The organism is Denitratisoma sp. agr-D3, from assembly GCF_054658675.1.
Genome location: NZ_BAAGIA010000001.1, coordinates 638,891 through 662,490, shown reverse-complemented (window position 1 = coordinate 662,490; position 23,600 = coordinate 638,891). Strand labels below are relative to the sequence as shown.

23 protein-coding genes are annotated in these 23,600 nt (G+C 63.9%); 5 read left to right on the top strand and 18 right to left on the bottom strand.

The features are described from left to right. Nucleotides 1–5: 5 nt before the first annotated feature. The 3 genes from sucD to paaN form a co-directional block, all read right to left on the bottom strand. On the bottom strand, nucleotides 6–899 hold the full coding sequence (gene sucD / locus ACYQ2U_RS03145) for a succinate--CoA ligase subunit alpha (protein WP_459948876.1): 894 nt from the start codon (nucleotides 897–899) through the stop codon (nucleotides 6–8). Nucleotides 900–910: 11 nt separating this feature from the next. Next, nucleotides 911–2,071: an ADP-forming succinate--CoA ligase subunit beta gene (sucC, locus tag ACYQ2U_RS03140; RefSeq protein ID WP_459948875.1), complete on the bottom strand. Its 1,161-nt coding sequence runs from the start codon at nucleotides 2,069–2,071 to the stop codon at nucleotides 911–913. A 224-nt stretch (nucleotides 2,072–2,295) separates the two neighbouring features. Further along, nucleotides 2,296–3,957, bottom strand: coding sequence for a phenylacetic acid degradation protein PaaN (gene paaN / locus ACYQ2U_RS03135; protein WP_459948874.1), 1,662 nt, complete (start codon nucleotides 3,955–3,957; stop codon nucleotides 2,296–2,298). A 146-nt stretch (nucleotides 3,958–4,103) separates the two neighbouring features. On the opposite strand from paaN, the gene msrA reads away from it, so the two are divergent. Next, on the top strand, nucleotides 4,104–4,658 hold the full coding sequence (gene msrA / locus ACYQ2U_RS03130) for a peptide-methionine (S)-S-oxide reductase MsrA (RefSeq protein ID WP_459948873.1): 555 nt from the start codon (nucleotides 4,104–4,106) through the stop codon (nucleotides 4,656–4,658). A gap of 10 nt (nucleotides 4,659–4,668) precedes the next feature. On the opposite strand, the gene ACYQ2U_RS03125 is transcribed toward msrA, so the two are convergent. Further along, entirely contained in the window at nucleotides 4,669–5,415 is a 747-nt protein-coding gene (locus ACYQ2U_RS03125) for a Nif3-like dinuclear metal center hexameric protein (protein WP_459948872.1), read from the bottom strand. Between the two features lie 16 nt (nucleotides 5,416–5,431). Between ACYQ2U_RS03125 and ACYQ2U_RS03120 the strand changes: the two genes are divergently transcribed. After that, nucleotides 5,432–6,583, top strand: coding sequence for a Do family serine endopeptidase (locus tag ACYQ2U_RS03120; protein WP_459948871.1), 1,152 nt, complete (start codon nucleotides 5,432–5,434; stop codon nucleotides 6,581–6,583). Between the two features lie 10 nt (nucleotides 6,584–6,593). On the opposite strand, the gene tatC is transcribed toward ACYQ2U_RS03120, so the two are convergent. The 10 genes from tatC to hisB all read right to left on the bottom strand — a co-directional run bounded on the left by tatC (nucleotide 6,594) and on the right by hisB (nucleotide 12,114). Continuing rightward, nucleotides 6,594–7,349 (bottom strand): twin-arginine translocase subunit TatC, encoded by a 756-nt coding sequence (tatC, locus tag ACYQ2U_RS03115; RefSeq protein ID WP_459948870.1) that lies wholly within the window; start codon nucleotides 7,347–7,349, stop codon nucleotides 6,594–6,596. A 2-nt stretch (nucleotides 7,350–7,351) separates the two neighbouring features. After that, nucleotides 7,352–7,861 carry a Sec-independent protein translocase protein TatB gene (tatB, locus tag ACYQ2U_RS03110; protein ID WP_459948869.1) on the bottom strand — a complete coding sequence of 170 codons (510 nt, stop codon included), beginning with the start codon at nucleotides 7,859–7,861 and terminating at the stop codon, nucleotides 7,352–7,354. Nucleotides 7,862–7,880: 19 nt separating this feature from the next. Next, nucleotides 7,881–8,102, bottom strand: a complete 222-nt coding sequence (tatA, locus tag ACYQ2U_RS03105; protein ID WP_459948868.1) for a Sec-independent protein translocase subunit TatA — start codon at nucleotides 8,100–8,102, stop codon at nucleotides 7,881–7,883. 21 nt (nucleotides 8,103–8,123) lie between these two features. Beyond that, nucleotides 8,124–8,471: a histidine triad nucleotide-binding protein gene (locus ACYQ2U_RS03100; protein ID WP_459948867.1), complete on the bottom strand. Its 348-nt coding sequence runs from the start codon at nucleotides 8,469–8,471 to the stop codon at nucleotides 8,124–8,126. Beyond that, nucleotides 8,472–8,795, bottom strand: coding sequence for a phosphoribosyl-ATP diphosphatase (locus ACYQ2U_RS03095; protein WP_459948866.1), 324 nt, complete (start codon nucleotides 8,793–8,795; stop codon nucleotides 8,472–8,474). A 124-nt stretch (nucleotides 8,796–8,919) separates the two neighbouring features. Next, nucleotides 8,920–9,303: a phosphoribosyl-AMP cyclohydrolase gene (gene hisI, locus ACYQ2U_RS03090; protein WP_459948865.1), complete on the bottom strand. Its 384-nt coding sequence runs from the start codon at nucleotides 9,301–9,303 to the stop codon at nucleotides 8,920–8,922. Continuing rightward, nucleotides 9,303–10,061, bottom strand: coding sequence for an imidazole glycerol phosphate synthase subunit HisF (gene hisF, locus ACYQ2U_RS03085; RefSeq protein ID WP_459948864.1), 759 nt, complete (start codon nucleotides 10,059–10,061; stop codon nucleotides 9,303–9,305). The genes hisI and hisF overlap by 1 nt, the downstream gene beginning before the upstream one ends. A 3-nt stretch (nucleotides 10,062–10,064) precedes the next feature. After that, on the bottom strand, nucleotides 10,065–10,811 hold the full coding sequence (hisA, locus tag ACYQ2U_RS03080; protein WP_459948863.1) for a 1-(5-phosphoribosyl)-5-[(5-phosphoribosylamino)methylideneamino]imidazole-4-carboxamide isomerase: 747 nt from the start codon (nucleotides 10,809–10,811) through the stop codon (nucleotides 10,065–10,067). Nucleotides 10,812–10,861: 50 nt separating this feature from the next. After that, nucleotides 10,862–11,503: an imidazole glycerol phosphate synthase subunit HisH gene (hisH, locus tag ACYQ2U_RS03075; protein WP_459948862.1), complete on the bottom strand. Its 642-nt coding sequence runs from the start codon at nucleotides 11,501–11,503 to the stop codon at nucleotides 10,862–10,864. Nucleotides 11,504–11,529: 26 nt separating this feature from the next. Continuing rightward, nucleotides 11,530–12,114, bottom strand: a complete 585-nt coding sequence (gene hisB / locus ACYQ2U_RS03070) for an imidazoleglycerol-phosphate dehydratase HisB (RefSeq protein ID WP_459948861.1) — start codon at nucleotides 12,112–12,114, stop codon at nucleotides 11,530–11,532. Between the two features lie 122 nt (nucleotides 12,115–12,236). On the opposite strand from hisB, the gene hisC reads away from it, so the two are divergent. From hisC to ACYQ2U_RS03055, 3 genes are all read left to right on the top strand, one after another. Beyond that, nucleotides 12,237–13,304, top strand: coding sequence for a histidinol-phosphate transaminase (gene hisC / locus ACYQ2U_RS03065; protein ID WP_459948860.1), 1,068 nt, complete (start codon nucleotides 12,237–12,239; stop codon nucleotides 13,302–13,304). 118 nt (nucleotides 13,305–13,422) lie between these two features. Then, on the top strand, nucleotides 13,423–15,555 hold the full coding sequence (locus ACYQ2U_RS03060; RefSeq protein WP_459948859.1) for a 3'-5' exonuclease: 2,133 nt from the start codon (nucleotides 13,423–13,425) through the stop codon (nucleotides 15,553–15,555). A gap of 49 nt (nucleotides 15,556–15,604) precedes the next feature. Then, nucleotides 15,605–17,047: a putative nucleotidyltransferase substrate binding domain-containing protein gene (locus ACYQ2U_RS03055; RefSeq protein ID WP_459948858.1), complete on the top strand. Its 1,443-nt coding sequence runs from the start codon at nucleotides 15,605–15,607 to the stop codon at nucleotides 17,045–17,047. 48 nt (nucleotides 17,048–17,095) lie between these two features. Here ACYQ2U_RS03055 and ACYQ2U_RS03050 read toward each other — a convergent pair whose 3' ends face one another. The 4 genes from ACYQ2U_RS03050 to ACYQ2U_RS03035 all read right to left on the bottom strand — a co-directional run bounded on the left by ACYQ2U_RS03050 (nucleotide 17,096) and on the right by ACYQ2U_RS03035 (nucleotide 23,599). Continuing rightward, a complete protein-coding gene (locus tag ACYQ2U_RS03050) occupies nucleotides 17,096–19,264 on the bottom strand; it encodes a hybrid sensor histidine kinase/response regulator (RefSeq protein WP_459948857.1) in 2,169 nt (722 codons plus the stop codon). A gap of 316 nt (nucleotides 19,265–19,580) precedes the next feature. Continuing rightward, on the bottom strand, nucleotides 19,581–21,347 hold the full coding sequence (locus ACYQ2U_RS03045; protein WP_459948856.1) for a cation acetate symporter: 1,767 nt from the start codon (nucleotides 21,345–21,347) through the stop codon (nucleotides 19,581–19,583). Then, nucleotides 21,347–21,652 (bottom strand): DUF485 domain-containing protein, encoded by a 306-nt coding sequence (locus ACYQ2U_RS03040; protein ID WP_459948855.1) that lies wholly within the window; start codon nucleotides 21,650–21,652, stop codon nucleotides 21,347–21,349. The genes ACYQ2U_RS03045 and ACYQ2U_RS03040 overlap by 1 nt, the downstream gene beginning before the upstream one ends. Nucleotides 21,653–21,907: 255 nt before the next feature. Continuing rightward, on the bottom strand, nucleotides 21,908–23,599 hold the full coding sequence (locus ACYQ2U_RS03035) for an MFS transporter (RefSeq protein WP_459948854.1): 1,692 nt from the start codon (nucleotides 23,597–23,599) through the stop codon (nucleotides 21,908–21,910). Nucleotide 23,600: the final 1 nt, after the last annotated feature.

Here is a 23,600-nt window from a genome sequence, read left to right as displayed (position 1 = left end):
GGAGATTACAGCAGGGCCTTGAGCAACTTGCCCATTTCGGACGGGTTGCGGGTCACCTTGAAACCACACTCTTCCATGATGGCGAGCTTGGCATCGGCCGTGTCGGCACCGCCGGAGATCAAGGCGCCAGCATGGCCCATGCGCTTGCCCGGAGGGGCGGTCACGCCTGCGATGAAGCCGACCACGGGCTTCTTCATGTTGGCCTTGCACCACAGGGCGGCTTCGGCTTCGTCGGGGCCACCGATTTCACCGATCATGATCACGGCGTCGGTTTCGGGGTCGTCGTTGAAGGCCTTCATCACGTCGATGTGCTTCAGACCGTTGATGGGGTCGCCACCGATACCAACGGCGGAAGACTGGCCGAGACCGATTTCGGTCAGCTGGGCCACGGCTTCGTAAGTCAGGGTGCCGGAGCGGGAAACCACGCCGATGCGACCCTTGCGGTGGATGTGACCGGGCATGATGCCGATCTTGATTTCATCGGGGGTGATCAGGCCGGGGCAGTTGGGGCCCAGCAGCAGGGTCTTCTTGCCACCGGCGGCTTCCTTGGCCTTCATCTTGTTGCGCACTTCCAGCATGTCGCGGACGGGGATGCCTTCGGTGATGCAGATGGCCAGGTCCAGATCGGCTTCCACGGCTTCCCAGATGGCGGCAGCGGCGCCGGCGGGGGGCACGTAGATGACGGAGACGGTGGCGCCGGTTTCCTTGGCGGCATCCTTGACGGAACCGAAGATGGGAATATCAAAAATCTTTTCGCCAGCCTTCTTGGGGTTCACGCCAGCCACGAAGCAGTTCTTGCCGTTGGCGTATTCCTGGCACTTCTCGGTGTGGAACTGACCGGTCTTGCCCGTGATGCCCTGGGTGATGACCTTGGTGTCTTTGTTGATGTAGATGGACATTCTTCTTCCCCTTACTTGACGGCGGCGACGATCTTCTGAGCGGCCTCTGCCATGCTGTCGGCAGAGATGATGGGCAGACCGGAGTCTTTCAGGATCTGCTTGCCCAGGTCTTCGTTGGTGCCCTTCATGCGCACCACCAGGGGTACGGACAGTTTGACTTCACGCGCAGCAGTCACCACGCCGGTGGCGATGGTGTCGCATTTCATGATGCCGCCGAAGATATTCACCAGAATGCCCTTGACCTTGGGATTCTTGAGCATGATCTTGAAGGCTTCGGTCACCTTCTCGGTAGTGGCACCGCCGCCCACGTCGAGGAAGTTGGCGGGCTCGGCGCCGAACAGCTTGATGGTGTCCATGGTGGCCATGGCCAAACCAGCGCCGTTCACCAGACAGCCGATGTTGCCGTCGAGGGAGATGTAGGCCAGATCAAACTTGGAAGCTTCGATTTCGTCGGCGTCTTCTTCGTCCAGGTCACGCAGGGCGACGATTTCGGGATGACGGAACAGGGCGTTGGAATCGAAGTTGAACTTGGCGTCGAGGGCGATGATGTTGCCCTTGCTGTCACGGTTCAGGGGGTTGATTTCGACCAGGGAAGCGTCGGTTTCCATGTAGCAGGTGTAGAGCTTCTTGCACAGGTCGACGAACTGGGGCACGGAGTCTTCCGGCAGGGTGATGCCCTTGGCCAGTTCCTTGGCTTGGGCGTCGGTCACGCCAGCCAGGGGATCGATGAAGATCTTGACGATCTTTTCGGGAGTGCTGTGAGCCACTTCCTCAATGTCCATACCGCCTTCGCTGGAGGCAATGAAAGCCACCTTTTGGGAAGCACGGTCGGTCACCAGGGAAATGTAGTATTCCTTCTGGATGTCTGCGCCATCTTCGATGTACAGACGACGCACCTTCTGGCCTTCCGGGCCGGTCTGGTGGGTCTTCAGCTGCATGCCGAGAATCTGGCCGGCCAGCGTTTTCACGTCGTCGAGGGACTTGGCGACCTTCACGCCACCGCCCTTGCCGCGACCGCCCGCGTGAATCTGGGCCTTGACCACCCAAACCGGGCCGCCCAGCTGCTTGGCAGCCTCGACCGCCTCTTCGACGGTGAAGGCGGGAATGCCGCGCGGGACCGCCACGCCGAATTTCTTCAGGATTTCCTTGCCCTGATACTCATGGATCTTCATGCGTCTTCCTTGCTGTAAGGTGCGTTGAGATTTTTGATACGGACCGAAGCGGAACGATGCAGGCCCTTATGGAGCCGAACGGGAGCGCATCGCCTTTGGATTCTGACCGTGCCGCCGTTTTTGAGCGGGTCGTCAATGATAACCCATTCAGAAGAATAAAACTCTTACCTCAACCACTTACGACTTGCTTACGCAAACAGGGAGACGGCGGCGGCTAGGCCGTTTCAAGCCGCCGGGCGCTGGGTCTGGACGAGGAAAAAGCGGCGGGAAACGAAGGCGGAATCGGTGAAACTGCAATTGGCCCCCGGATTGGCCCCGGTGCCGTAAAAGTCGGCATAGGCGGCGTACTGGTTCATCAACACCTTCCCGGTCAAATTCAGGTGCAGGGGCACCCCCAGGCGCAAGGAAACGTCCTCGGCCAGGGCCTGGAAATGGGGATTGAGCGAATGGAGCCCGAACGCCAGGGCGCCGTGGTGTTCCATGACCTTTTCCGCCAGGACGAGGGCCTCGGCCGTGGTGGCCGCTTCGGTGAGAAAACAGACCGGACCGAAGGGCTCCCCTTCCAGGGGGCGGCCGTCGCGGCTGCCGATTTTCACCAGCATCGGACTATGGACGCGGGCCTGGGGCCACTGCGGGTGCTCCAGGGGCGCGGAATCCCGCAGCACCTCGCCGGCCTGACGAGCCAGGGCCAGGGTTTTCAGCAGGCGTTCGCTGCGCAGGCAACCGAGCACGTCCAGGGCCCGTTCGCCCTCATCGCAGAAGCGCCCCAAAGCCAGGGCCAGATCCCGGCCGAACTGCTCGGAGGAGACGATGCCCTGGGGCGTTTTCACCCCCTCCCGCGTCGTCAGGATCAAGCGCGGCGTGGCGCCCAACTGGCCGGAATTGAGGCACAGGGTCAGGGTCAGGTTGCGCAGCAGGCCGCGATAGTCGTCCGTGCCATCCACCACCACGCAGTTGAGGCTGGACTTTTGTGCGAACAACACCGCCTGGTGGGCATTCTCTTCCAGCCACTGGCCCTGCAAGCGACCGCCGGTGTAGTCGATTAGCCGGACCTCGGTCTTGAGGGCGGCGATGCGCGCCATGGTGCCGGTTTCGTCGTCCACCAGCAGGCTGATCAGGTCGGGATCGAAACCCGCCTCCTTGAGCACGCCCCGGGCCGTGGCGACGGTGATGGCCAGGGGCAGGATCACCTCCGGATGGGGTTTGACCATGACCGGGTTGCCCGTGGCCAGGTTGGCGAAAATGCCGGGGAAGGCGTTCCAGGTGGGGGACACGGAACAGGCCACCACCAGCCCCATCCCCCGCGGCACGGGGGTGAAGGTCTTGTCCATGGCGATGGCGCCATGCCGATTGCCGCGGGTCCACGTGGAACGGCCAGGCACCTGCTTCATTTCCCGATAGGCGCAGGCAACCGCCTCCAGGCCCCGGTCCAGGGCCTGGGCCACGGAAAACTGATAGGCGAAGCTGAAGGACTGGCCGGTGGTGTGCATGGCCGCCTGGGCCAGTTCCACGCCATGGGCTTCCAGGCGCTTGAGGATTTCGATGCAGACGCCCACCCGCGCCTCGGGACCCGCCTTGACCCAAGGTACCAGGGCGCCGCGGGCGGCCAGGATCAGGGCATCGGGATTACAGACGGGATAGGAGACGTTGAGGACGAAGCCGTAGGGCGACACCTCGCGCCCGTTGCGCCCCACCACCCCCGGTTGGTCCAGATAGAAAGAGGCATCGCGGTAGGCCTGGAAGGCCGCCTTGCCCGCCGCCAGGCTTGCTTCATCAAGGGCAGCGGGGTTCTCGGTGAAGGGCGTCCAATAGACCCGGTTGCCCACCGCCGCTAGCGCCTGTCGCAACAGGGGCAGATGGTGGTCGAACAACTGGCTGGGGGTCATAGGGGCTCCGGGAATGACGCGGGCTCCCACTCGAAACGGAACCCTGAAACCCTCGAATGATAGCCAAGTCTGCCGTTGCCGTGCCGCCACCGACTTGCCGGGAGCATAATGGCGCCCTCGCGGGAACGACAAAACGGAGGCGAACCATGGTTGACCCGACATCCCCAGCCCAGGAAATAGCGGTCCTCGGCGGCGGTTGCTTCTGGTGCCTGGAGGCTGCCCTGAGCCAGTTGCAAGGCGTGGCCTCGGTGGTTTCCGGCTACAGCGGCGGCGCCCTCGATCACCCGGATTACCGCAGCGTGTGCAGCGGCCATAGCGGTCATGCGGAGGTGGTGCGGATCGCCTTTGATCCGGCCGTCATCGACTACCGCACCCTGTTGCTGGCCTTTTTCGCCATCCACGACCCCACCACCCTGAACCGCCAGGGGGACGACGTGGGCAGCCAGTACCGTTCGGTGATCCAGTTCCAGAATTCAGAACAGGAAACCATCGCCCGCCGACTCATCGCCGAACTGGAAGCGTCGGGCACCTGGCAAGCCCCGGTGGTGACCGAACTGGTGCCGGCAGCGCCCTTCTGGCCCGCCGAGGAATACCACCAGCGCTATTTCTCCCGCAATCCGGAACAACCCTACTGCCAATACGTGGTGGGCCCCAAGACCCGCAAGTTGCGGGAACTGTTCCGCGACCGACTGAAGGCGTGAGCCGTCCCGGTCAAGCCGGGTTGTCCACCTCCACGTAGGTGCAGTCCAGGCCGCAGGCCGCCGTCAGGTGGCGGGCCAGGGCCTGGACGCCGTAGCGTTCCGTGGCGTGGTGGCCGGCGGCAATGTAGGGCACGCCGGATTCCCGTGCCAGGTGGGTGGTCTGTTCGGAAATCTCGCCGCTCACGTACACGTCCGCGCCGGCGGCAATGGCCTGTTCGAAATAACCCTGGGCACCGCCGGAACACCAGGCGATGCGCCGTACCGGCCGCGTGCCGTCGCCCACCAGCAGGGGTTGGCGCGCCAGGACCCGCTGCAAATGATCTGCCACGTCCGCGGCGCTTTGCGTCGATGTGGGGCGGCCAAGGAAGCCGATGTCCTGGTCGGCAAAGCGTCCCTCCACCTGCCAAACGGCCAGGGCACCCCATTGGGCGTTGTTGCCCAGTTCGGGATGGGCATCCAGGGGCAGGTGGTAGGCGATCAGGTTGATGTCATGGCGCAGCAGGGTCCCCAGGCGGGACTTGCGCAGCCCCGTGACGCGGCTGTCCTCGCCCTTCCAGAACCAGCCATGGTGCACCAGCACGGCATCGGCCCCGGCGGCAACCGCGGCATCGAGCAAGGCCTGGCTGGCGGTGACGCCGCAGACGATTTTGCCGACTTCCCCCCGACCTTCCACCTGTAGGCCGTTTGGGCAATAATCGCGAAAACGGCCCGCCTCCAACAAGGCGTCCAGATAACTGCACAACTCATTGCGCTGCATCACATCCATCCCCACTATGAAACGACTTTGGTTGATCTTCGCACAGACGGTGACGGTCTGCATCGCCGCCCTCTTCACCGTCCAGACCCTCAAGCCCGAATGGCTGCACCGGGATAGCGCCACCGGCGTCGTTACCGTGCAGGAAGCCGGCGATAGCGGCGCCGATAGCCGGCGCGTTGCCAGCTATGCCGACGCCGCGCGCAAGGCCCTGCCGGCGGTGGTGCACATCTACACCTCCCAGGAAGTCCGCACGCCGCGCAACCCCCTGTTCAACGACCCGCTGTTCCGCCACTTCTTCGGCGACCGGGGCGGCGAGGAAACCCAGCGCCGGGCCGGCCTGGGCAGCGGCGTCATCGTCAACGCCGAGGGCTACATCCTGACCAACAACCACGTGGTCGAAGGGGCCGATGCCATCGAGGTGGCCCTCAACGACGGCCGCAAGCTCAAGGCCAAGGTGGTGGGCACCGACCCCGAATCCGATCTGGCCGTGGTGCGCATCGCCGCCCCGGAAAAGCTGCCCGTGATCACCTTTGCCAACTCCGACGCCCTGCGCGTGGGCGACGTGGTGCTGGCCATCGGCAACCCCTTCGGCGTCGGCCAGACCGTCACCTCCGGCATCGTTTCCGCCCTGGGCCGCAGCCACTTGGGCATCAACACCTTCGAGAACTTCATCCAGACCGACGCCGCCATCAACCCCGGCAACTCCGGCGGCGCCCTGGTAGACAGCAATGGCAATCTGGTGGGCATCAACACCGCCATCTATTCCCAGAGCGGCGGTTCCATGGGCATCGGTTTCGCCATTCCCGCCTCCCTGGCCCGCAGCGTGCTCGATCAGATCATCAAGAACGGGGCGGTGACCCGGGGCTGGGTCGGCGTGGAAATCCAGGAGATCACCCCCGAACTGGCCGAGTCCTTCCGCCTGCCCAACACCAACGGTGCCCTGATCGCCGGCATCATGCGCGGCAGCCCCGCCGACAAGGCTGGCATCAAGCCCGGCGACGTGCTCCTGTCCATCAATGGCAAACCGGTGAGGGACGCCCAGTCCCTGCTGGAACTGATCGCCGGCCTGGAGCCCGGTCAGACCGGCACCTTCCACCTGCGGCGGGAAAATCGGGAAGCGGACGTGAGCGTCACCGTGGGCAAGCGCCCCAAGCCTTCCCAGGGCTGAAAGCCCGGGACTAGGAGGCGCTGGTTTCGGTCAGGGCGGTGGTCTTGGGCGCCACGAAGCGGGCGCAGAACAGGCCCAGCTCGAACAGCAGACACATGGGCACCGCCAGCATGACTTGTGACGTCACGTCGGGCGGCGTCACCACGGCGGAAATGACGAAGGCGCCCACCACGGCGTAGGGACGCATCTCCCTCAGCTTTTGCAGCTGGACCACGCCAAAACGTACCAGCAAGACCACGATCACCGGCACCTCGAAGGTAGTGCCGAAGGCGACGAACATGGTCATGACGAAGGACAGGTACTGCTCGATGTCCGGCGCCGGGGTGATGCTGCTGGGCGACACCTCGGCGATGAACTTGAACACCGTGTTGAAGACGAAGAAATAGCAGAAGGACATGCCGGCCAGAAACAGGGCGGTGGTGGCGACGATCACCGGCAACACCAGCTTCTTTTCGTGGGCGTACAGGCCGGGCGCGACGAAGGCCCAAGCCTGGTAGAGCACGATGGGCAGGGCAATGACGAAGGCCACCAACAGTGTCACCTTGAGGGGCACCAGGAAGGGCGTCACCACCCCCGTGGCAATCATCTTGGTGCCCGGCGGCAGGGTGGCGATCATGGGCTGGGCCAACAAGTCGTAGATCTTGCCGGACCAGGGCATCATGGCGAGGAACAGCAACAACACGGCGCCCATGGCCTTCATCAGGCGCTGGCGCAGCTCGATCAGGTGGGAGACAAAGGTCTCCTGGATGCTATCGGATTCAGCCATGATCAGGCCTTGCTCGCGGGGGACTCGGCCGACGCGGGGGGATGGGATTCGGCGAATAGGTCGGCCTGGCCCGCAGCGACGGCCGGGGCTTCGCTCGGGGCAGCGGAGGTCACGGTCGGCACGACCATCGACTCGCCCACGGATTGAGTGGCAGCGGCCGCAGGCAAGGCAAGGTCGGCCGTATCAGCCGCAGCGACCGTTGCCACGGGCGCGGGCGCAGGATCGTCCAGGGCGGTCGCGGCGGAATGGACATCGGTTTCCAGGCGCGCCAACTCGGTCTTGACCTCAGTTTCCATGGCCATGACCCGGTCGTAGGTTTCCTGCTGGATGCGCTTGAGTTCCTCCAGCTGCAACTCCCGGTTCACCTCGGCCTTGACGCTGTTGAAATAACGCTGGGCGCGCCCCAGCAGGCCGCCCACGGTGCGGGCGACGGCCGGCAGGCGCTCGGGGCCGATCACCACCAGGGCGACCACCGCGATCACCATCAATTCGGAAAAACCGATGTCGAACATCCGGACTGCGCCAAGCCACTCAGGACTTGGTCTTTTCCTTCACTTCCACGTCGATGGTGCGACCGGTGACCTGCTCGGGTTCGCGCGGGGCATCGCTGTTGTTGCCTTCCTTGACGCCTTCCTTGAAACCCTTGACGGCACTGCCCAGGTCCTTGCCGATGTTGGCCAGTTTCTTGGTGCCGAAAATCAACACCACGATGACCAGCACGATCAACCAATGCGTAATGCTGAAACTGCCCATGTCGTTCTCCTTTGAATGGGGTTAGCGGACCACCATGGGTCCGACGGGCTCGGGGCCGCCCAGGATGTGGATGTGCAGGTGGAACACCTCCTGCCCACCGATGCGGCCGGTATTGATCAGGGTGCGGAAACCGTCCGTCAGCCCGACGCTGCGGGCCAGTTCACCTGCCTTGACCAGCATCTTGCCCAGCAGTTCCTGATGCTCCGGCCGCGCCTCGTCGAGGCTGGCCAGGTGCTGCTTGGGAATCACCAGGAAGTGTACCGGGCGCTGGGGATTGATGTCATGAAAAGCGAAGATATCGTTATCCTCGTAGATCTTTCGGCTGGGGATCTCGCCCTTGGCAATACGGCAGAAGATGCAGTCGCTCACTTACTGGCTCCGGCTCTTCTTTTCGTCGATGCCGGAAATGCCTTCCCGGCGGCGGAACTCCACCAGCACGTCGTCCACGCCGATGCCCATGTGGGCCAGCAGGACCATGCTGTGGAACCACAGGTCGCAGGTTTCCCGCACCAGGTGCAGACGGTCGCCATCCTTGGCGGCCATGATGGTCTCCGCCGCTTCCTCGGCCACCTTCTTGCAGATGGTGTCGGTACCCTTGGCGTAAAGCCCGGCCACGTAGGAAGAATCCGGCGCGGCGCCCTTGCGTTCAAGCAGGGTGGCCTGGAGGCGGTGCAGCACTTCCATGTCGATCATTTTTACGGCCTTTCTCCCATGCTCTTTCCCACGGAAAGAGGCGACGGGTATTCGCGGGCCAGGCCCGCTCCAAAGAAAACGCCCGACCGCCCCCTGTGCAATCTCATGGCGGCCCAGCGGCGGCTCACTTGTAGATCTCCTTGGGATCTTTGAGTACGGGATCCACCGCCTGCCACTGATCGGTTTCCAGGCGGTTGAAAAAACAGCTGCGGCGGCCGGTGTGACAGGCGATGCCACCCCCCTGCTCCACCTTGAGCAGGATCACGTCGTCGTCGCAATCCTTGCGGATTTCCACCACTTTCTGCACGTGGCCGGATTCCTCGCCCTTGTGCCACAGCTTGCGGCGGGAACGGGACCAATAAACGGCCTCGCCCAGCTCGGCGGTCTTGGCCAGGGCCTCGCGGTTCATCCAGGCGAACATGAGCACTTCGCCGCTGGCCGCATCCTGGGCGATCACCGGCACCAGGCCGTGTTCGTCCCACTTGATTTCGTTCAGCCAGAGGGACATCAGAGACGGACCTCGATGCCGCGCTGCTGCATGTATTCCTTGGCCTGGCGCACGGTGTATTCGCCATAGTGGAAGATGCTGGCGGCCAGCACCGCATCGGCCTTGCCTTGACTGACGCCATCGGCCAGATGCTGCAAGTTGCCGACACCGCCGGAGGCGATGACGGGAATGTTCACCGCCTCGGACACGGCCCGGGTCAGGGCCAGGTCGAAACCGGCCTTGGTGCCGTCCCGGTCCATGCTGGTGAGCAGGATTTCACCAGCACCGAGGGATTCCACCTGCTTCGCCCATGCGATGGCGTCCAGGCCCACGTTCTTGCGGCCACCGTGGGTGAACACTTCCCACTTGCCGGGACTGGTCTGCTTGGCGTCGATGGCCACCACGATGCACTGGCTGCCCACCTTGCCGGAGGCATCCGCCACCAACTGGGGGTTGGTCACCGCGGCGGTGTTCATGCTCACCTTGTCGGCGCCGGCGTTGAGCAGGCGGCGCACGTCGTCCACGCAGCGCACCCCGCCACCCACGGTGAGGGGAATGAACACCTGCTCGGCACAGGCCTCGACGATGTGCAGGATGATGTCCCGCTCGTCGGAACTGGCGGTGATGTCGAGGAAGGTGATTTCGTCGGCGCCCTGCTCGTCATAGCGGCGGGCGATTTCCACCGGGTCGCCGGCGTCCCGCAGCTCGACGAAATTGACGCCCTTGACCACGCGGCCGGCGTTGACGTCGAGACAGGGGATGATGCGCTTGGCCAGCATGAATTACTTCTTGGCGCTGAGCTTGTCCGCCTCGGCCTGGGCCTTGGCGAAATCCAGCTTGCCTTCGTAGATGGCGCGTCCGGTGATGGCACCGGTGATGCCCTCGTCCTCCACCGCGCACAGGGCCTTCACGTCGGCCAGGCTGCCGATGCCGCCGGAGGCGATGACGGGAATGCGCAGGGCCTGGGCCAGCTTGACCGTGGCCTCGATGTTCACGCCTGTCAGCATGCCGTCGCGGCCGATGTCGGTATAGATCACGCCCTCGACGCCGTAGTCCTCGAACTTCTTGGCCAGGTCGATCACGTCGTGGCCGGTGAGCTTGGACCAGCCATCCACCGCCACCTTGCCGTCCTTGGCATCGAGACCGACGATGACGTGGCCGGGAAAGGCGGAGCAGGCGTCGTGCAGGAAACCGGGGTTCTTCACCGCTGCGGTGCCGATGATCACATAAGTGAGGCCGTTGTCGAGGCAGCGCTCGATGGTATCCAGGTCGCGGATGCCGCCGCCCAGCTGGACGGGAATCTCGTCGCCGACCTCCTGGAGAATGGCCTTGATGGCGGACTCGTTCTTCGGCTTGCCGGCGAAGGCGCCGTTCAAGTCCACCAGATGGAGTCGGCGGGCACCCTGATCGATCCAATGGCGGGCCATGGCGGCAGGGTCGTCGGAAAACACGGTGGCATCGTCCATATCGCCCTGTTTGAGGCGCACACAATGTCCGTCTTTCAGGTCAATAGCGGGTATGAGCAGCATAAGCGTCGAAGGGGCGTGAAATTCGCGGGAAAGGGGGACGGAGGTTGGGATCAGGGGTTCCACTGCATGAAGTTGCGTAACAACTGCAAACCGGACTGGGCGCTTTTTTCCGGATGGAATTGAACAGCGGCGATGTTATCCCGAGCCACCGCACTGGTAAAGGCGATGCCATAGCGGGTGGTGCCCAGGGTCAGGGCCGGGTCCGTCGGCGCCACGTAATAGCTGTGCACGAAGTAAAAGCGGGCGTCGTCGGCGATGTCTTGCCAGAGCGGATGGGGCTTGGCCTGGTGCACTTCGTTCCAGCCCATGTGGGGCACCTTGAGGGGGCTGCCGTCGGCCGCCACCATCACCCCACCCCGAGGAAACCGGGGCACTTGTCCGGCCAGGATGCCGAGGCCGGGCACATCGCCCTCCTCGCCATGGTCGAACAGCATTTGCAGGCCAACGCAGATGCCGAGGAAAGGCTTTTCCGCGGCGGCGCGGATCACCGCCTCCTTGAGTCCACGGCTGGTCAGTTGCGCCATGCAATCGGGCAAGGCGCCCTGGCCCGGAACCACCACCCGCTGGGCGCTGGCGACGACGGCCGGATCGGCGGTAACGATGACCTGTGACGCGGGCGCGACATGCTCCAGGGCCTTGGCCACGGAACGCAGGTTACCCATGCCGTAATCAACGACGGCGACAGTGCTCATGGTCGTGCTCGACGAGTAAGGGGTTGTTAGAGGGTGCCCTTGGTGGAGGGGATACCGCTGGAACGGGAGTCGGCCGAAACCGCCATGCGCAGGGCACGGCCGAAGGCCTTGAACACGGTCTCGGCCTGATGGTGGGCGTTTTCCCCCTTCAGGTTGTCGATGTGCACGGTAATGGCGGCGTGGTTCACCAGGCCCTGGAAGAATTCCCGCACCAAATCCACGTCGAACTCGCCGATGGCGGCACGGGTGAAGGGCACGTTGAAATCGAGGCCGGGACGTCCGGACAGATCCACCACCACCCGCGACAGAGCCTCGTCCAGGGGCACGTAGGCGTGGCCGTAGCGCAGCAGGCCCTTCTTGTCGCCCAGGGCCTTGGCCAGGGCCTGGCCGAGGGTGATGCCGATGTCTTCCACGGTGTGGTGGGCGTCGATGTGCAAATCCCCGGTCGCCTTCACCGTCAGGTCGATCATGCCGTGGCGGGCGATCTGGTCCAGCATGTGGTCGAGAAAACCGACACCGGAAGAGAGATCGGACTTGCCCGAGCCGTCCAAGTCGAGACGGACGGACACCTGGGTTTCGAGGGTGTTGCGAGAAATTTCGGCTTGCCGCATGGCTGGGGAAAATGAGGGCTGAAAGCGGCTGCATGATACCATTTTGGCCTCTCGCCGCGCGCCCTGGCGCCCGCTTTCCGCGCCCTGGCGGCGCCCCTTCCTGCCGACCCGCACAACGTCCCATGAGCCGCTTCTGGAGCCAAACCGTCCAAACCCTGACTCCCTACGTCCCTGGGGAGCAGCCCAAACTGGCCAATCTGGTCAAGCTCAACACCAACGAAAACCCCTACGGCCCCTCGCCCCGGGCCATCGCCGCGATGCAGGCGGAACTGGGCGACGGCCTGCGCCTCTATCCCGATCCCAGCGGCGACAAGCTCAAACAGGCCGTGGCGGCCTTCCATGGCCTGGCAAAGAACAATGTCTTTGTCGGTAACGGTTCCGACGAGGTGCTGGCCCACGTCTTCCTCGCCCTGCTCAAGCACCCGCGCCCCATCCTGTTCCCTGACATCACCTACAGCTTTTATCCGGTCTATTGCGGCCTCTACGGCATCGATTACCGGGCCGTGCCCCTGGATGGGCAATTCCGCCTGCGGGCGGAGGACTATGCCGCCCCCAACGGCGGCATCATCTTTCCCAATCCCAACGCCCCCACCGGCATCCTGCTCGGCTTGGACCAGGTGGAGGCCATCCTCACCGCCAATCCCGACTCGGTGGTGGTGGTGGACGAGGCCTACGTGGACTTCGGCGGCGACGCCATTCCCAGTGCCGCCGGCTTGATCGCCCGCCATCCGAACCTGCTGGTGGTGCAAACCCTGTCCAAGTCCCGCTCCCTGGCCGGACTGCGGGTCGGCTTCGCGCTCGGCGCCGCCGAGTTGATCGAGGGCCTGGAGCGGGTCAAGGACAGCTTCAATTCCTACCCCCTGGACCGCCTCGCCCTGGCCGGCGCCACAGCCGCCCTGGAAGACAGGGAATATTTCGACGCCACCCGGCGCCGGGTCATGGCCAGCCGCGACGCACTGACCGCCCACCTGCAGCGCCTCGGCTTCGAGGTGCTGCCCTCCGCCGCCAACTTTGTCTTCGCCCGCCATCCCGGCCGGGATGCGGCGGATCTGGCACGACTGCTGCGGGAACGCAGCATCATCGTGCGCCACTTCGCCAAGCCACGGATCGACCAGTATTTGCGCATCACCGTCGGCGACGAGGCGCAATGTGCCGCCCTGGTGGCCGCTTTGACGGAAATCGTCGGATAATCCCCCTCGTCCCGACGGAAAGGGCGGCCTCCGCAGAGGGGCCGTCACCGATACCGCAAGAGAAACGGCCTCCAGGCCGACGGCGGTTCCGAAGACACATGGAGGAGACGAGACCCGTATGGGCACAATCTTGAACGGCCTCACCGCCCGCCGACGTTTCTGGCTGGCGTTGATCCTACTGGGCTTCCTGATGACGGGGCCCTTCTTGCTCACCGCCACCGTCCTCCTGCTGGACATGCCGGCGGAGGAACGGCAGACCCTGATCCAGGTGCTCCAGCACCGCATGCCCATCGGCGTCGTGCTCACCATGGCCGGCTTCGCGGTGGGCGCCGCCCTGTTGCGCCACCTGTTTGAACAGTACGTCACCGGCCTGCATCGCATGGCCGAACACCTGCGCCTGATGCTGGGGGCCAACCGGGATTTCCGCGTCACGCCCGAAGGCCCGCCGGAAGTGCAGGAACTGGCCCGGGCCGCCAACGAACTGGCCCAACAGCGGGACAGCCTGCTGCTCGACGTGGAACAGCAGATCGCCGCGGCCAAGTCCAGCGTCGAAAGCGAGCGCAATCGCCTGGCGGCCCTGATGTCCGAACTGGCCATGGGCGTCATCGTCTGCAATCTGGATGGCCGCATCCTGCTCTACAACCAACGGGCCCGCAGCCAGTTCGGCGTCGGCCTGCCCACCGGGGCCGCCTGCCCGACCCTGGCCCTGGGCCGATCCATTTACGCCCTGCTGGACCGCAAGCGCCTGGCCCACGGCCTCGCCCTGATCGAACAACGCCTGCGCGGCGGCAACCTGCATCCCGTCACCCACTTCGTCATCACCTTGCGCGAAGGCCGCCTCCTGCACCTGCACATGGCGCCGGTACTGGCCGGCGGCGACACCGCGCCCGCCGCCATCAGCGGCTACGTACTGACGGTGGAGGACATCACCCGCCGCTTCGAGCGGGACGTCCAGCGCAACCACGCCTTCCACACCCTGACCGCCGGACAGCGCAGCCAGTTGGGGCACATGGCGGAAGGCGGCGACGGCGCCCTCAAGCGCGCCCTGGCCGATATCCAGGCCCAGTTCGACCGGGACGCCCTGGCCCTGATGGACACCCTGAAAAGCCCCTGGCCCCTGGAGGACATTCCCGCCGCCGACCTGGTCGCCGCCCTGGTCCAGGGCCTGGCCGCCCATACCAGCCTGAGCCTGAAGCCCGAGCCGGTGGCCGAGCCGCTGTGGGTCCAGGCCGACAGCTACGCCCTGATCGAGGCCGTGGTCTTCCTCGCCCAACGCCTGGAGGACCAGTACGAATTGCGGGAATTGCGCCTGGCCCTCCACGACGACCCCGCCGACCCGGGCCGGGCCAGTCTGGACCTGATCTGGAGCGGCACCCCCATGTCCTCGGAAACCCTGTTCACCTGGGAGCTGGACCCGGTGGCCGGCAGCGACGCCGACGCACTGACCCTGCGCCAGGTGATGGAGCGCCACGGCGGCACGCTGCGCTTCCTCCACGACAGCGCCGCCCACCGCCGCATCCTGCGCCTGTCCCTGCCCCTGGCCGCGCCGCCGGCGGCAGAGGCCTTGCGCGCGGGCAACACCGCCGGCAGCAGCCGTCCCGAGTACTACGACTTCAATCTGTTCGACTTCCACCACGAGGGCGTGGACCTGGAGCAGAAACTGACGGCCCTGGCCTGCACCGCCTTCGATACCGAAACCACCGGCCTGGAGCCGTCCAAGGGGGACGAAATCATCCAGATCGGCGCCGTCCATCTGCTCAACGGCCGCCTGATCGCCCAGGAAACCTTCGACCAACTGGTCAATCCGGGCTTCCCCATCAAACCCGAGGGCATCCCCATCCACGGCATCACCGACGATATGGTTCGCCACCAGCCCGGCATCGATGCCGTCCTGCCGAACTTCCACGGCTTCTGCGCCGACACGGTATTGATCGGCCACAACGCCGCCTTCGACATGCGTTTCCTGCAACTCAAGGAAGCCCGCAGCGGCCTGCGTTTCTCCCAACCGGTGCTGGATACCCTGCTGCTGTCCACCCTGATCCATCCGGGACAAGAGTCCCACCGGCTGGAAGCCATCGCCGAGCGCCTGGGCATTCCCCTCGGCCAACGCCACAACGCCCTGGCCGACGCCCTGATGACGGGACAGTTATTCCTGCGCATGCTGCCCCTGCTGGCGGACAAGGGCATCGTCACCCTGGGCCAGGCCCTGGAGGCTTCGGAAAAATGCTGGCACGCCCGCCTCAAGTACTGAGCCCTTCTCCTTCCCGCTTTCCATCCGCCCCAGCCAGGAGGCTTTCGCCATGACCGCAACGCGCAGCAAACGGCTCAATCTGCACAGCCCCCTGGCGGACTTCATCCGCCAGATGCCGGTTTCCGTCACGCCGGAAACGCCCCTGCGGGAAGTGGTGGCGACCATGGCCGAAAAAGCCATCGGCTCCGTGGTCGTCGTGGAACCGGAAAACCTGCGCCCCCTGGGCATCTTCACCTTGCGCGACCTGCTCAAGCAGGTGGCCGCGCCGGACTTCGACCTGGACCGCATGGTCCTCGGCACCCTCGGCCACCAGCCCCTGGTGGCCCTCAACTGGCGTGCCACCGCCTACCAGGCGGAAATGCTGCTGGCCCGCCACGGCATCCACCACATCGTGGTGGTGGACAGCGCCGACCGCCTGGCCGGCGTGGTTTCCCAGAGCGACATCCTCGACGTCCAGCGCGGTGGCGCCAAAGCCATGGCCAGCGCCATACGCGGCGTGCGCGATGTGGGCGGCCTGGTGGCGGCAGCGGAGGACATCCGCCGCATCGGCCGTCAGATGCTGAACGAAGGCGCGGCGGCGGAGCAATTGACGGAAACCCTGTCCACCCTCAACGACCTACTGGCGGTGCGCTTGCTGGAACTGACCTGCCTCGATTTTTCCTTGCCCCGGGTGGACTGGTGCTGGCTCGCCTTCGGTTCCGAGGGACGCTTCGAACAAACCCTGTCCACCGACCAGGATAACGGCATCATCTTCCGCGCTCCGCCGGGGGAGGAGGAAGCCCTGCGCAACGTTTTCCTGCCTTTCGCCCAGGAAGTGAACCGCCGCCTCGATACCTGCGGCTTTCCCTTGTGCAAGGGCAACATCATGGCCGGCAACCCGGACCTGTGCCGTTCCCTGGACGAATGGAAGGAGCGCTTCCTGGCCTGGATGCGTAGCGCCGATCCGGAGGCCCTGCTCAACGCCACCATTTTTTTCGACTTCCGCCCGATCCAGGGCCACACCGAGCTGGCGGAGGAACTGCGCGAATGGCTGCTGGCGGCGATCCCCTCGGAACCCATGTTCCAGCGCTTCATGGCGGAAAACGCCTTCCGCGCCAAGCCGCCCCTGGGGTTTCTCGGCAACTTCCTGACCGACAAAGGCGGCGACCATCCTCGCACTATCGACCTCAAGGCCTTCGGCTCCCGCCCCTTCGTCGATGCGGCCCGCATCCTCGCCCTGGCCAACGGCATCGGCGAGACTTCCACTGCCCAGCGACTGCGGGCCCTGGAGAAAAAAGGCAAGATGGCGGGCGAGGATGTCAGTGCCCTGGTGGATGGGTTTTACTTCATCCAGCAACTGCGCTTGCGCAACCAAGAGGCTGGCGCGGAGGAAGGCCGGGCGAACCGCATCGACCCCCACCGGCTCAACCGGCTGGACCGACACGTGCTGAAAGAGGCCTTCCAACAGGCGAAGCGCCTGCAACTCAAGTTGCAGATGGAGTACCGGCTGTAGAACGCCGCCCCGCAGAAGAGGGCCACGCTCCCCTGGTCAACAACGAACCTAGGGGGCGGCGGCCCGGCGGCTGGCGACGTCTTGCAGGGTCGAGGCCACGGTGCGGATCAACTCGGCCTCGTCCACCGGTTTGCTGATGAAGCCGTCCATGCCGGCATCCTTGCAGCGTTGCTGGTCCTCCGCCATGACGCTGGCGGTCATGGCGATGATGGGAATCTGTGGATCCAGCACCACCGGATAGTTGGCGCGAATGCGGCGGGTGGCCTCGTAGCCGTCCATGACCGGCATCTGACAATCCATCAGCACCAGGTCGTAATTGTGGCGGGCCAATTTGAACAAGGCCTGCTCGCCGTTCTCGACCACGTCCACATGGTGACCGTGCTTGGTCAGCATGGCCTTGGCGATCATCTGGTTGGTGCGCACGTCTTCCACCATCAGGATGTTGCCCTGGCCCTTCTCCGGCGCGCTCTTGACGACTTCCTCGTGCTTCGCCTTGGGCTCCGCCGGCTTGCAGGGGATGCGGAACCAGAAAACGCTGCCCACGCCGGGACGGCTTTCCACCCCCACCATGCCCCCCATCAACTCCACCAGGCGGCGGGAAATGGACAAGCCCAAGCCCGTACCGCCGTAACGGCGGGTGACGGAACTATCGGCCTGAGTGAAAGGAGAAAACAAGCCGGGTAGTTTGTCGGCGGGAATGCCGATACCGGTGTCCTTCACCTCGAAAAACAGCATCGGCGCCGCATCGGCCTCCTGATGCAGCCCGGCGATGATGGTGACGCTGCCGTCGTGGGTGAACTTGATGGCATTACCCACCAGGTTCAGCAGCACCTGGCGAATCCGTACCGGATCCCCCGTGACCCAGCGGGGCATGTCCGGCGCCAGACGGCTTTCCAGGGAAAGGGATTTCTCCTTGGCCCGGGGCAGCATCAGGTCCACCGTCTGCTGCATGATTTCCGTCAGGTCCATGTCCACCTGCTCGATATCTAGGCGCCCAGCCTCGATCTTGGACAGATCGAGAATGTCGTTGAGGATCGTCAGCAGGCTATTGGCGCTTTCCGAAATGATGTCCACATACTCCTGCTGTTCCTTGTCCAGGGTCGTGTGCTTGAGGAGCTGGGCCATGCCCATGACGCCGTTCATGGGAGTGCGGATTTCGTGGCTCATGTTGGCCAGAAATTCGCTCTTTGCCCGACTGGCGGTTTCGGCCGAAAGCCGCGCCTGCATCAAGGCTTGGCTGCCCTGCTGTAGTTGATGGTTACGCCGCACCAGCAGGACGATCAAAACCGCGATGACGCTCAGGGATAACAGGATGAGGGCAGCCGGAATTTGATATTGGCGCCAGATATCCGCCAGGGTAATCGGCTCCACCCGGTCAAAGGGCGGAGACTTGAGTTCCCGCATGATGGTTTCCACCGGCAGATAGTCGGCGGGCGGGGCAAAACCGGCGATCCCGGCGGCCAGGGAAACGGGGCTGTCGGCTTCCAGCAGCATCAGGCTGGAAGCAATCTTCCGCACCCGACGGCTGTCCACATGGGGTAAGGCGACGAAGGCCCACTCGGGATACAGCCGCGTGGACACCAGGTAGGGAAACCCGGGAAATTGCTGGGGATTGATGATGCGTAGGCGAGCGACATCCAGTTTGCCCTCCCGCGTCAGTTGCTCGATCATGCCGGTGCGGACGAAACCGGCATCCGCACGCCCATCCAACACCGCTTTGACCACGTTGTCGTGGCTGCCCATTTCCTCGAAGCGCACGTCGCCGGGCAGGCTCAGGCCGGCTTGGCGCAGTTCGTAGGCCTGGGTTTGATAGCCCCCCAGGTACTTGAGTCCCGGCACGGCGATGTGCTTGCCCTTTAGGTCGGCCAGGACCTGGGGCGAGCCCGCTTCATTGCGGGCGACAATGACGCCCCCCAGCCGCTCGGTGGCTTGTCCATTTTCCAAGGCGATCTGGGTTGCCAATGCGCCCGTCAGATTGAACTGGGTGCGCACCAGCACATAGTGGCTGGGATTGGTCAGCAGCAAGTCCAACTGCTTTGCCGCTAGGGCACGCTCGATTTCTTCCTGGCTCAGCACCCGCAGCTTGACATCGACATCCCCCAGTTCCTGCCCGAGGTAGTCGGCCAAGGCTTGGTAGCGCTGTTCCAACACGTCCTTGGCGCGATAGGCAAACACACCCAAGGTCAGCGTGTCCTTACCCCAGCCTACGCTCGCCAAGCCTCCCAAGCAGAGCAAGCAAAGAAACAATTTAATTTTCTTATACAAGGCGTTACACACTTTCATGAAAGGGGTTTCTGCCGATTGCATGTTTTGATTATGCTCCTTTTGCTTCTTCTTATTGTGACGGTCGTCCAGCGGGTCGGGAATGCCACGAGCCCGCCTTGCACTATGCATGGATCCGTTTTCTTAGACCGAAAACCATCCATCATTCTACCCAGTGGGCATGGTTCTGTCGCCCATGCCCAAAAAACAAAAGGCCCCGGATTCCGGGGCCTTTTGCAGCCGGACCGCCCGAAGGCGGCCGGTAAAAACATCAGTGGGCGGAAGCAGCCGCGGCACCGATGCCGGTTTCGGAACGAACCTGCTGGGCTTCGAAGCCGGCGCGGTCGATCTTGGCCCGTTCGCTGTTGTCCGTGATGGAGAACAGCCAGATACCTACAAAGCCGGCAGTCATGGAGAACAGGGCAGGAGAGGTATAGGGGAAGGGCGCGCTGCCTTTGGGATTACCCATCACAGCAACCCAGATCGAGTCGGACAGCACGGTCAGCACCACGGCGGTGATCAGACCCAGGAAACCGCCGATGAAGGCGCCACGGGTCGTCACGCCACGCCACAGGATGGACAGCAGCAGCACGGGGAAGTTGGCGGAAGCGGCGATGGCGAAGGCCAGGGACACCATGAAGGCGATGTTCTGCTTTTCGAAGGCGATACCCAGCACCACGGCCACGACACCCAACGCCACGGTGGTCATCTTGGACACGCGCATTTCGGTCGCGCTATCCACGTTGCCATGACGCCAGACGGAAGCGTACAGGTCATGGGACACGGCGGAAGCACCGGACAGGGTCAGACCAGCAACCACGGCCAGGATGGTGGCGAAGGCCACGGCGGAGATGAAGCCGAGGAAGATGTTGCCGCCCACGGCGTTGGCCAGGTGGATAGCCGCCATATTGCCGCCGCCCTTCAGGCCGCCCTTCACCGCATCCAGGAACTCGGGATTGGTGGAGACCAGCACGATGGCGCCGAAGCCGATGATGAAGGTCAGCATGTAGAAGTAGCCGATCCAGGTGGTGGCCCAGAACACGGACTTACGAGCTTCCTTGGCATCGGGAACGGTGAAGAAGCGCATCAGGATGTGGGGCAGACCAGCGGTACCGAACATCAGGGCCATGCCGAAGGAAATGGCGGAGATGGGGTCCTTGACGAAGGAGCCGGGAGCCATGATGGACTGACCCTTGGCGGCAGCCTTGGCCATATCGACGCCTGCAGCCGCGGCCGCAGGATCGGCTCCGGCCTTGACGGCCTCGGCGATCAGGGCCTTGGTGGCACCGTCAGTCTTGATGGACACGGCCTTGGCAAACAGAGCCTCGGGGCTGAAACCGAACTGGGACAGCACCATGAACACCATGAAGGAAGCGCCGGACAGCAGCAGCACGGCCTTGATGATCTGCACCCAGGTGGTGGCGGTCATGCCACCGAAGAGCACGTAGACCATCATCAGGGCGCCCACGATCACCACGGCGATCCAGTATTCCAGGCCGAACAGCAGCTTGATCAGCTGACCGGCACCGACCATCTGGGCGATCAGGTAGAAAGCCACGGTCACCAGGGTGCCGGAAGCCGCCAGGGAGCGGATGCGGTTCTGTTCGAAACGGTAGGCGGCCACGTCGGCGAAGGTGAACTTGCCGAGGTTGCGCAGCCGTTCCGCCATCAGGAACATGATGATGGGCCAGCCCACCAGGAAGCCGATGGAATAGATCAGGCCATCGTAACCGTTGGCGAACACGGCGGCGGAAATCCCCAGGAAGGAGGCCGCGGACATGTAGTCACCGGCGATCGCCAGGCCGTTTTGGAAGCCGGTGATACCGCCGCCGGCCGTGTAGAAGTCCGCCGCGGTCTTGGTCTTGGCAGCGGCCCACTTGGTGATCCAGAGGGTCGCGGCAACAAAGACGCCGAACATGATGATGGCGGTCCAGTTGGTGGCTTGCTTTTCCGCTTGCCCTTCTAGGGCGGCGGCGAGCACGGGATTGGTGGCCGCCCACAGGCAGAGGGGGGCCAGGAGTTGGATCAGACGACGCATTATTTGATCTCCTTCAGCAGCTTGGCGGTCATTTCGTCGAATTCGGTATTGGCACGGCGCACGTACAAGCCGGTGATGATGACCGTGAACACGATCAAACCGATACCCACGGGAATGCCCAGGGTGGTAACGCCTTCGCCGATCTTGCGGGCAAACAGTTCCTTGTCGAAGGCGATCACGGCGATGTAGCCGTAATAGGCCACCAACATGATGATGGTCAGCACCCAGCCGTAGGCGGTGCGCTTGGCCTTCAACTCTTGGTAGGTGGGATTACTTTGGACTTTTTTAACCAAGTCTTCCTGCATGGTATGTCTCCTTCCGGTTGGTACTTCGGTGACCGGCCGAGGCGAACCCCGGCGCGATTCCTGGATGTAGCGGTAGCCAAACTACAACAACGACATCGTTTGGTTACCTCAACATTTTAGGAGTCTAGTAATCAGTTCTGACTCGTTGCTTACAACCCGAATGCCGGATGCAAGAAGATGAACATCCCGGAGGCAGAGGTATGTCCGCTGCAACGCAGCAAAACAACAGGGGGAATGGCGGCGAAACGCGGTCGCCTAGATGTGGTGGATTTCCCGGTCCTTGGTTTCCGGCAAGAAGAAGGTGCCAACCAGGGCAGTGACCAGGGCGGTCACGACCGGATACCAAAGACCGTAATAAATGTCGCCGGTGGCCGCCACCATGGCGAAGGCCACCGTCGGCAGGAAGCCGCCGAACCAACCATTGCCGATGTGGTAGGGCAGGGAAAGGGAGGTGTAGCGAATGCGGGCCGGGAACAGCTCCACCAGCCAGGCGGCGATGGGGCCGTACACCATGGTGACGTAAATGACCAACAGACTCAGGAGTCCCAACACGACCGGAATGTTGATCTGGGCCGGGTCGGCCCGGGAAGGGTAGCCGGCCTGGCGCACGGCGCTCAGCATGGCTTGGTCGAATTCGGCGAAACGGTACTTGAACTGCTCGGGCGGCACCTTGGTGCCGTCGAGGCTTGGCACTTCGACACTGCCAACCCAAATATGGGCCGGGCTGCCGACCGGACCGGGACGCAAGCTGTAAGGCACGGCTTTTTTCGCCAGCCAGCCCTTGGCAATGTCGCAGTCGCTGAGGAAACGGGCCTTGCCCACCGGGTCGAATTGCACCGAGCACTGGGCCGGATCGGCCACCACCACCACCGGGTTCAATTGCTGGGCCTTGAAAATGGCCGGGTTGGCATACTCGGTCAGGGCCTTGAAGATGGGGAAGTAGGTCGCGGCCGCCACGATGCAGCCGATCATGATGATGGGCTTGCGGCCGATGCGGTCGGACAGGGAGCCGAACAGCACGTAAAAGGGGGTGCCGATGACCAGGGCACCGACCATGAGCAGATTGGCGGTCTGGGGATCGAGCTTGAGGGCTTGCAGCAGGAAGAACAGGGCGTAGAAGTGGCCCGTGTACCAGACCACCGCCTGACCCGCCGTACCACCGAACATCACCAGAATCACCACCTTCAGGTTGTCCCAACGGGCGAAGGACTCGGTCAGGGGCGCCCGGGAGGCCTTGCCCGCATGCTTCATGCGCAGGAACACCGGCGACTCGTTCAACTGCATGCGGATGTAGATGGAGACGATCAGCAGCAGGATGGAAATCAGGAAGGGCAGGCGCCAGCCCCATTCGTCGAACTCCTTGCCCAGCCAGGAACGACAGACCAGGATCACCAGCAGGGACAGCAGCAGGCCGACGGTGGCGGTGGACTGGATGAAACTGGTGAACAGTCCCCGCTTCCCCGCCGGCGCGTGCTCGGCCACATAGGTGGCCGCTCCGCCGTACTCACCGCCCAGGGCCAGGCCCTGCAACAGCCGCAGGGTGATCAGGATGATCGGCGCCAGCATGCCGATCTGGTGGTAAGTGGGCAGCATACCCACCACGGCGGTGGACAGCCCCATAATCAAAATGGTGACCAGGAAGGTGTACTTGCGCCCGATCAGGTCGCCCAGGCGGCCGAACACGATGGCCCCCACCGGGCGCACGGCAAAACCGGCGGCGAAGGCCAACAGGGCAAAGATGAAGGCCGTAGTCTCATTGACGCCGGCAAAGAACTGTTTGCTGATGATGCCGGCCAGTGAGCCGTAGAGATAAAAGTCGTACCACTCGAACACCGTGCCCAGGGATGAGGCCACCAGTACCCGCCATTGGTCCCGATCAAGGCCGCCGCGCCACCAGCCGCGACCTTGGCCGGACGACGGGGAAGCGGAAGGCGGCGGGGACGTCACA

Coding starts and splice junctions, on each gene's coding strand:
- sucD (WP_459948876.1), bottom strand. CDS start 899: ATGTCCATCTACATCAACAAAGACACCAAGGTCATCACCCAGGGCATC.
- sucC (WP_459948875.1), bottom strand. CDS start 2,071: ATGAAGATCCATGAGTATCAGGGCAAGGAAATCCTGAAGAAATTCGGC.
- paaN (WP_459948874.1), bottom strand. CDS start 3,957: ATGACCCCCAGCCAGTTGTTCGACCACCATCTGCCCCTGTTGCGACAG.
- msrA (WP_459948873.1), top strand. CDS start 4,104: ATGGTTGACCCGACATCCCCAGCCCAGGAAATAGCGGTCCTCGGCGGC.
- ACYQ2U_RS03125 (WP_459948872.1), bottom strand. CDS start 5,415: ATGCAGCGCAATGAGTTGTGCAGTTATCTGGACGCCTTGTTGGAGGCG.
- ACYQ2U_RS03120 (WP_459948871.1), top strand. CDS start 5,432: ATGAAACGACTTTGGTTGATCTTCGCACAGACGGTGACGGTCTGCATC.
- tatC (WP_459948870.1), bottom strand. CDS start 7,349: ATGGCTGAATCCGATAGCATCCAGGAGACCTTTGTCTCCCACCTGATC.
- tatB (WP_459948869.1), bottom strand. CDS start 7,861: ATGTTCGACATCGGTTTTTCCGAATTGATGGTGATCGCGGTGGTCGCC.
- tatA (WP_459948868.1), bottom strand. CDS start 8,102: ATGGGCAGTTTCAGCATTACGCATTGGTTGATCGTGCTGGTCATCGTG.
- ACYQ2U_RS03095 (WP_459948866.1), bottom strand. CDS start 8,795: ATGATCGACATGGAAGTGCTGCACCGCCTCCAGGCCACCCTGCTTGAA.
- hisI (WP_459948865.1), bottom strand. CDS start 9,303: ATGTCCCTCTGGCTGAACGAAATCAAGTGGGACGAACACGGCCTGGTG.
- hisF (WP_459948864.1), bottom strand. CDS start 10,061: ATGCTGGCCAAGCGCATCATCCCCTGTCTCGACGTCAACGCCGGCCGC.
- hisA (WP_459948863.1), bottom strand. CDS start 10,811: ATGCTGCTCATACCCGCTATTGACCTGAAAGACGGACATTGTGTGCGC.
- hisH (WP_459948862.1), bottom strand. CDS start 11,503: ATGAGCACTGTCGCCGTCGTTGATTACGGCATGGGTAACCTGCGTTCC.
- hisB (WP_459948861.1), bottom strand. CDS start 12,114: ATGCGGCAAGCCGAAATTTCTCGCAACACCCTCGAAACCCAGGTGTCC.
- hisC (WP_459948860.1), top strand. CDS start 12,237: ATGAGCCGCTTCTGGAGCCAAACCGTCCAAACCCTGACTCCCTACGTC.
- ACYQ2U_RS03060 (WP_459948859.1), top strand. CDS start 13,423: ATGGGCACAATCTTGAACGGCCTCACCGCCCGCCGACGTTTCTGGCTG.
- ACYQ2U_RS03055 (WP_459948858.1), top strand. CDS start 15,605: ATGACCGCAACGCGCAGCAAACGGCTCAATCTGCACAGCCCCCTGGCG.
- ACYQ2U_RS03045 (WP_459948856.1), bottom strand. CDS start 21,347: ATGCGTCGTCTGATCCAACTCCTGGCCCCCCTCTGCCTGTGGGCGGCC.
- ACYQ2U_RS03040 (WP_459948855.1), bottom strand. CDS start 21,652: ATGCAGGAAGACTTGGTTAAAAAAGTCCAAAGTAATCCCACCTACCAA.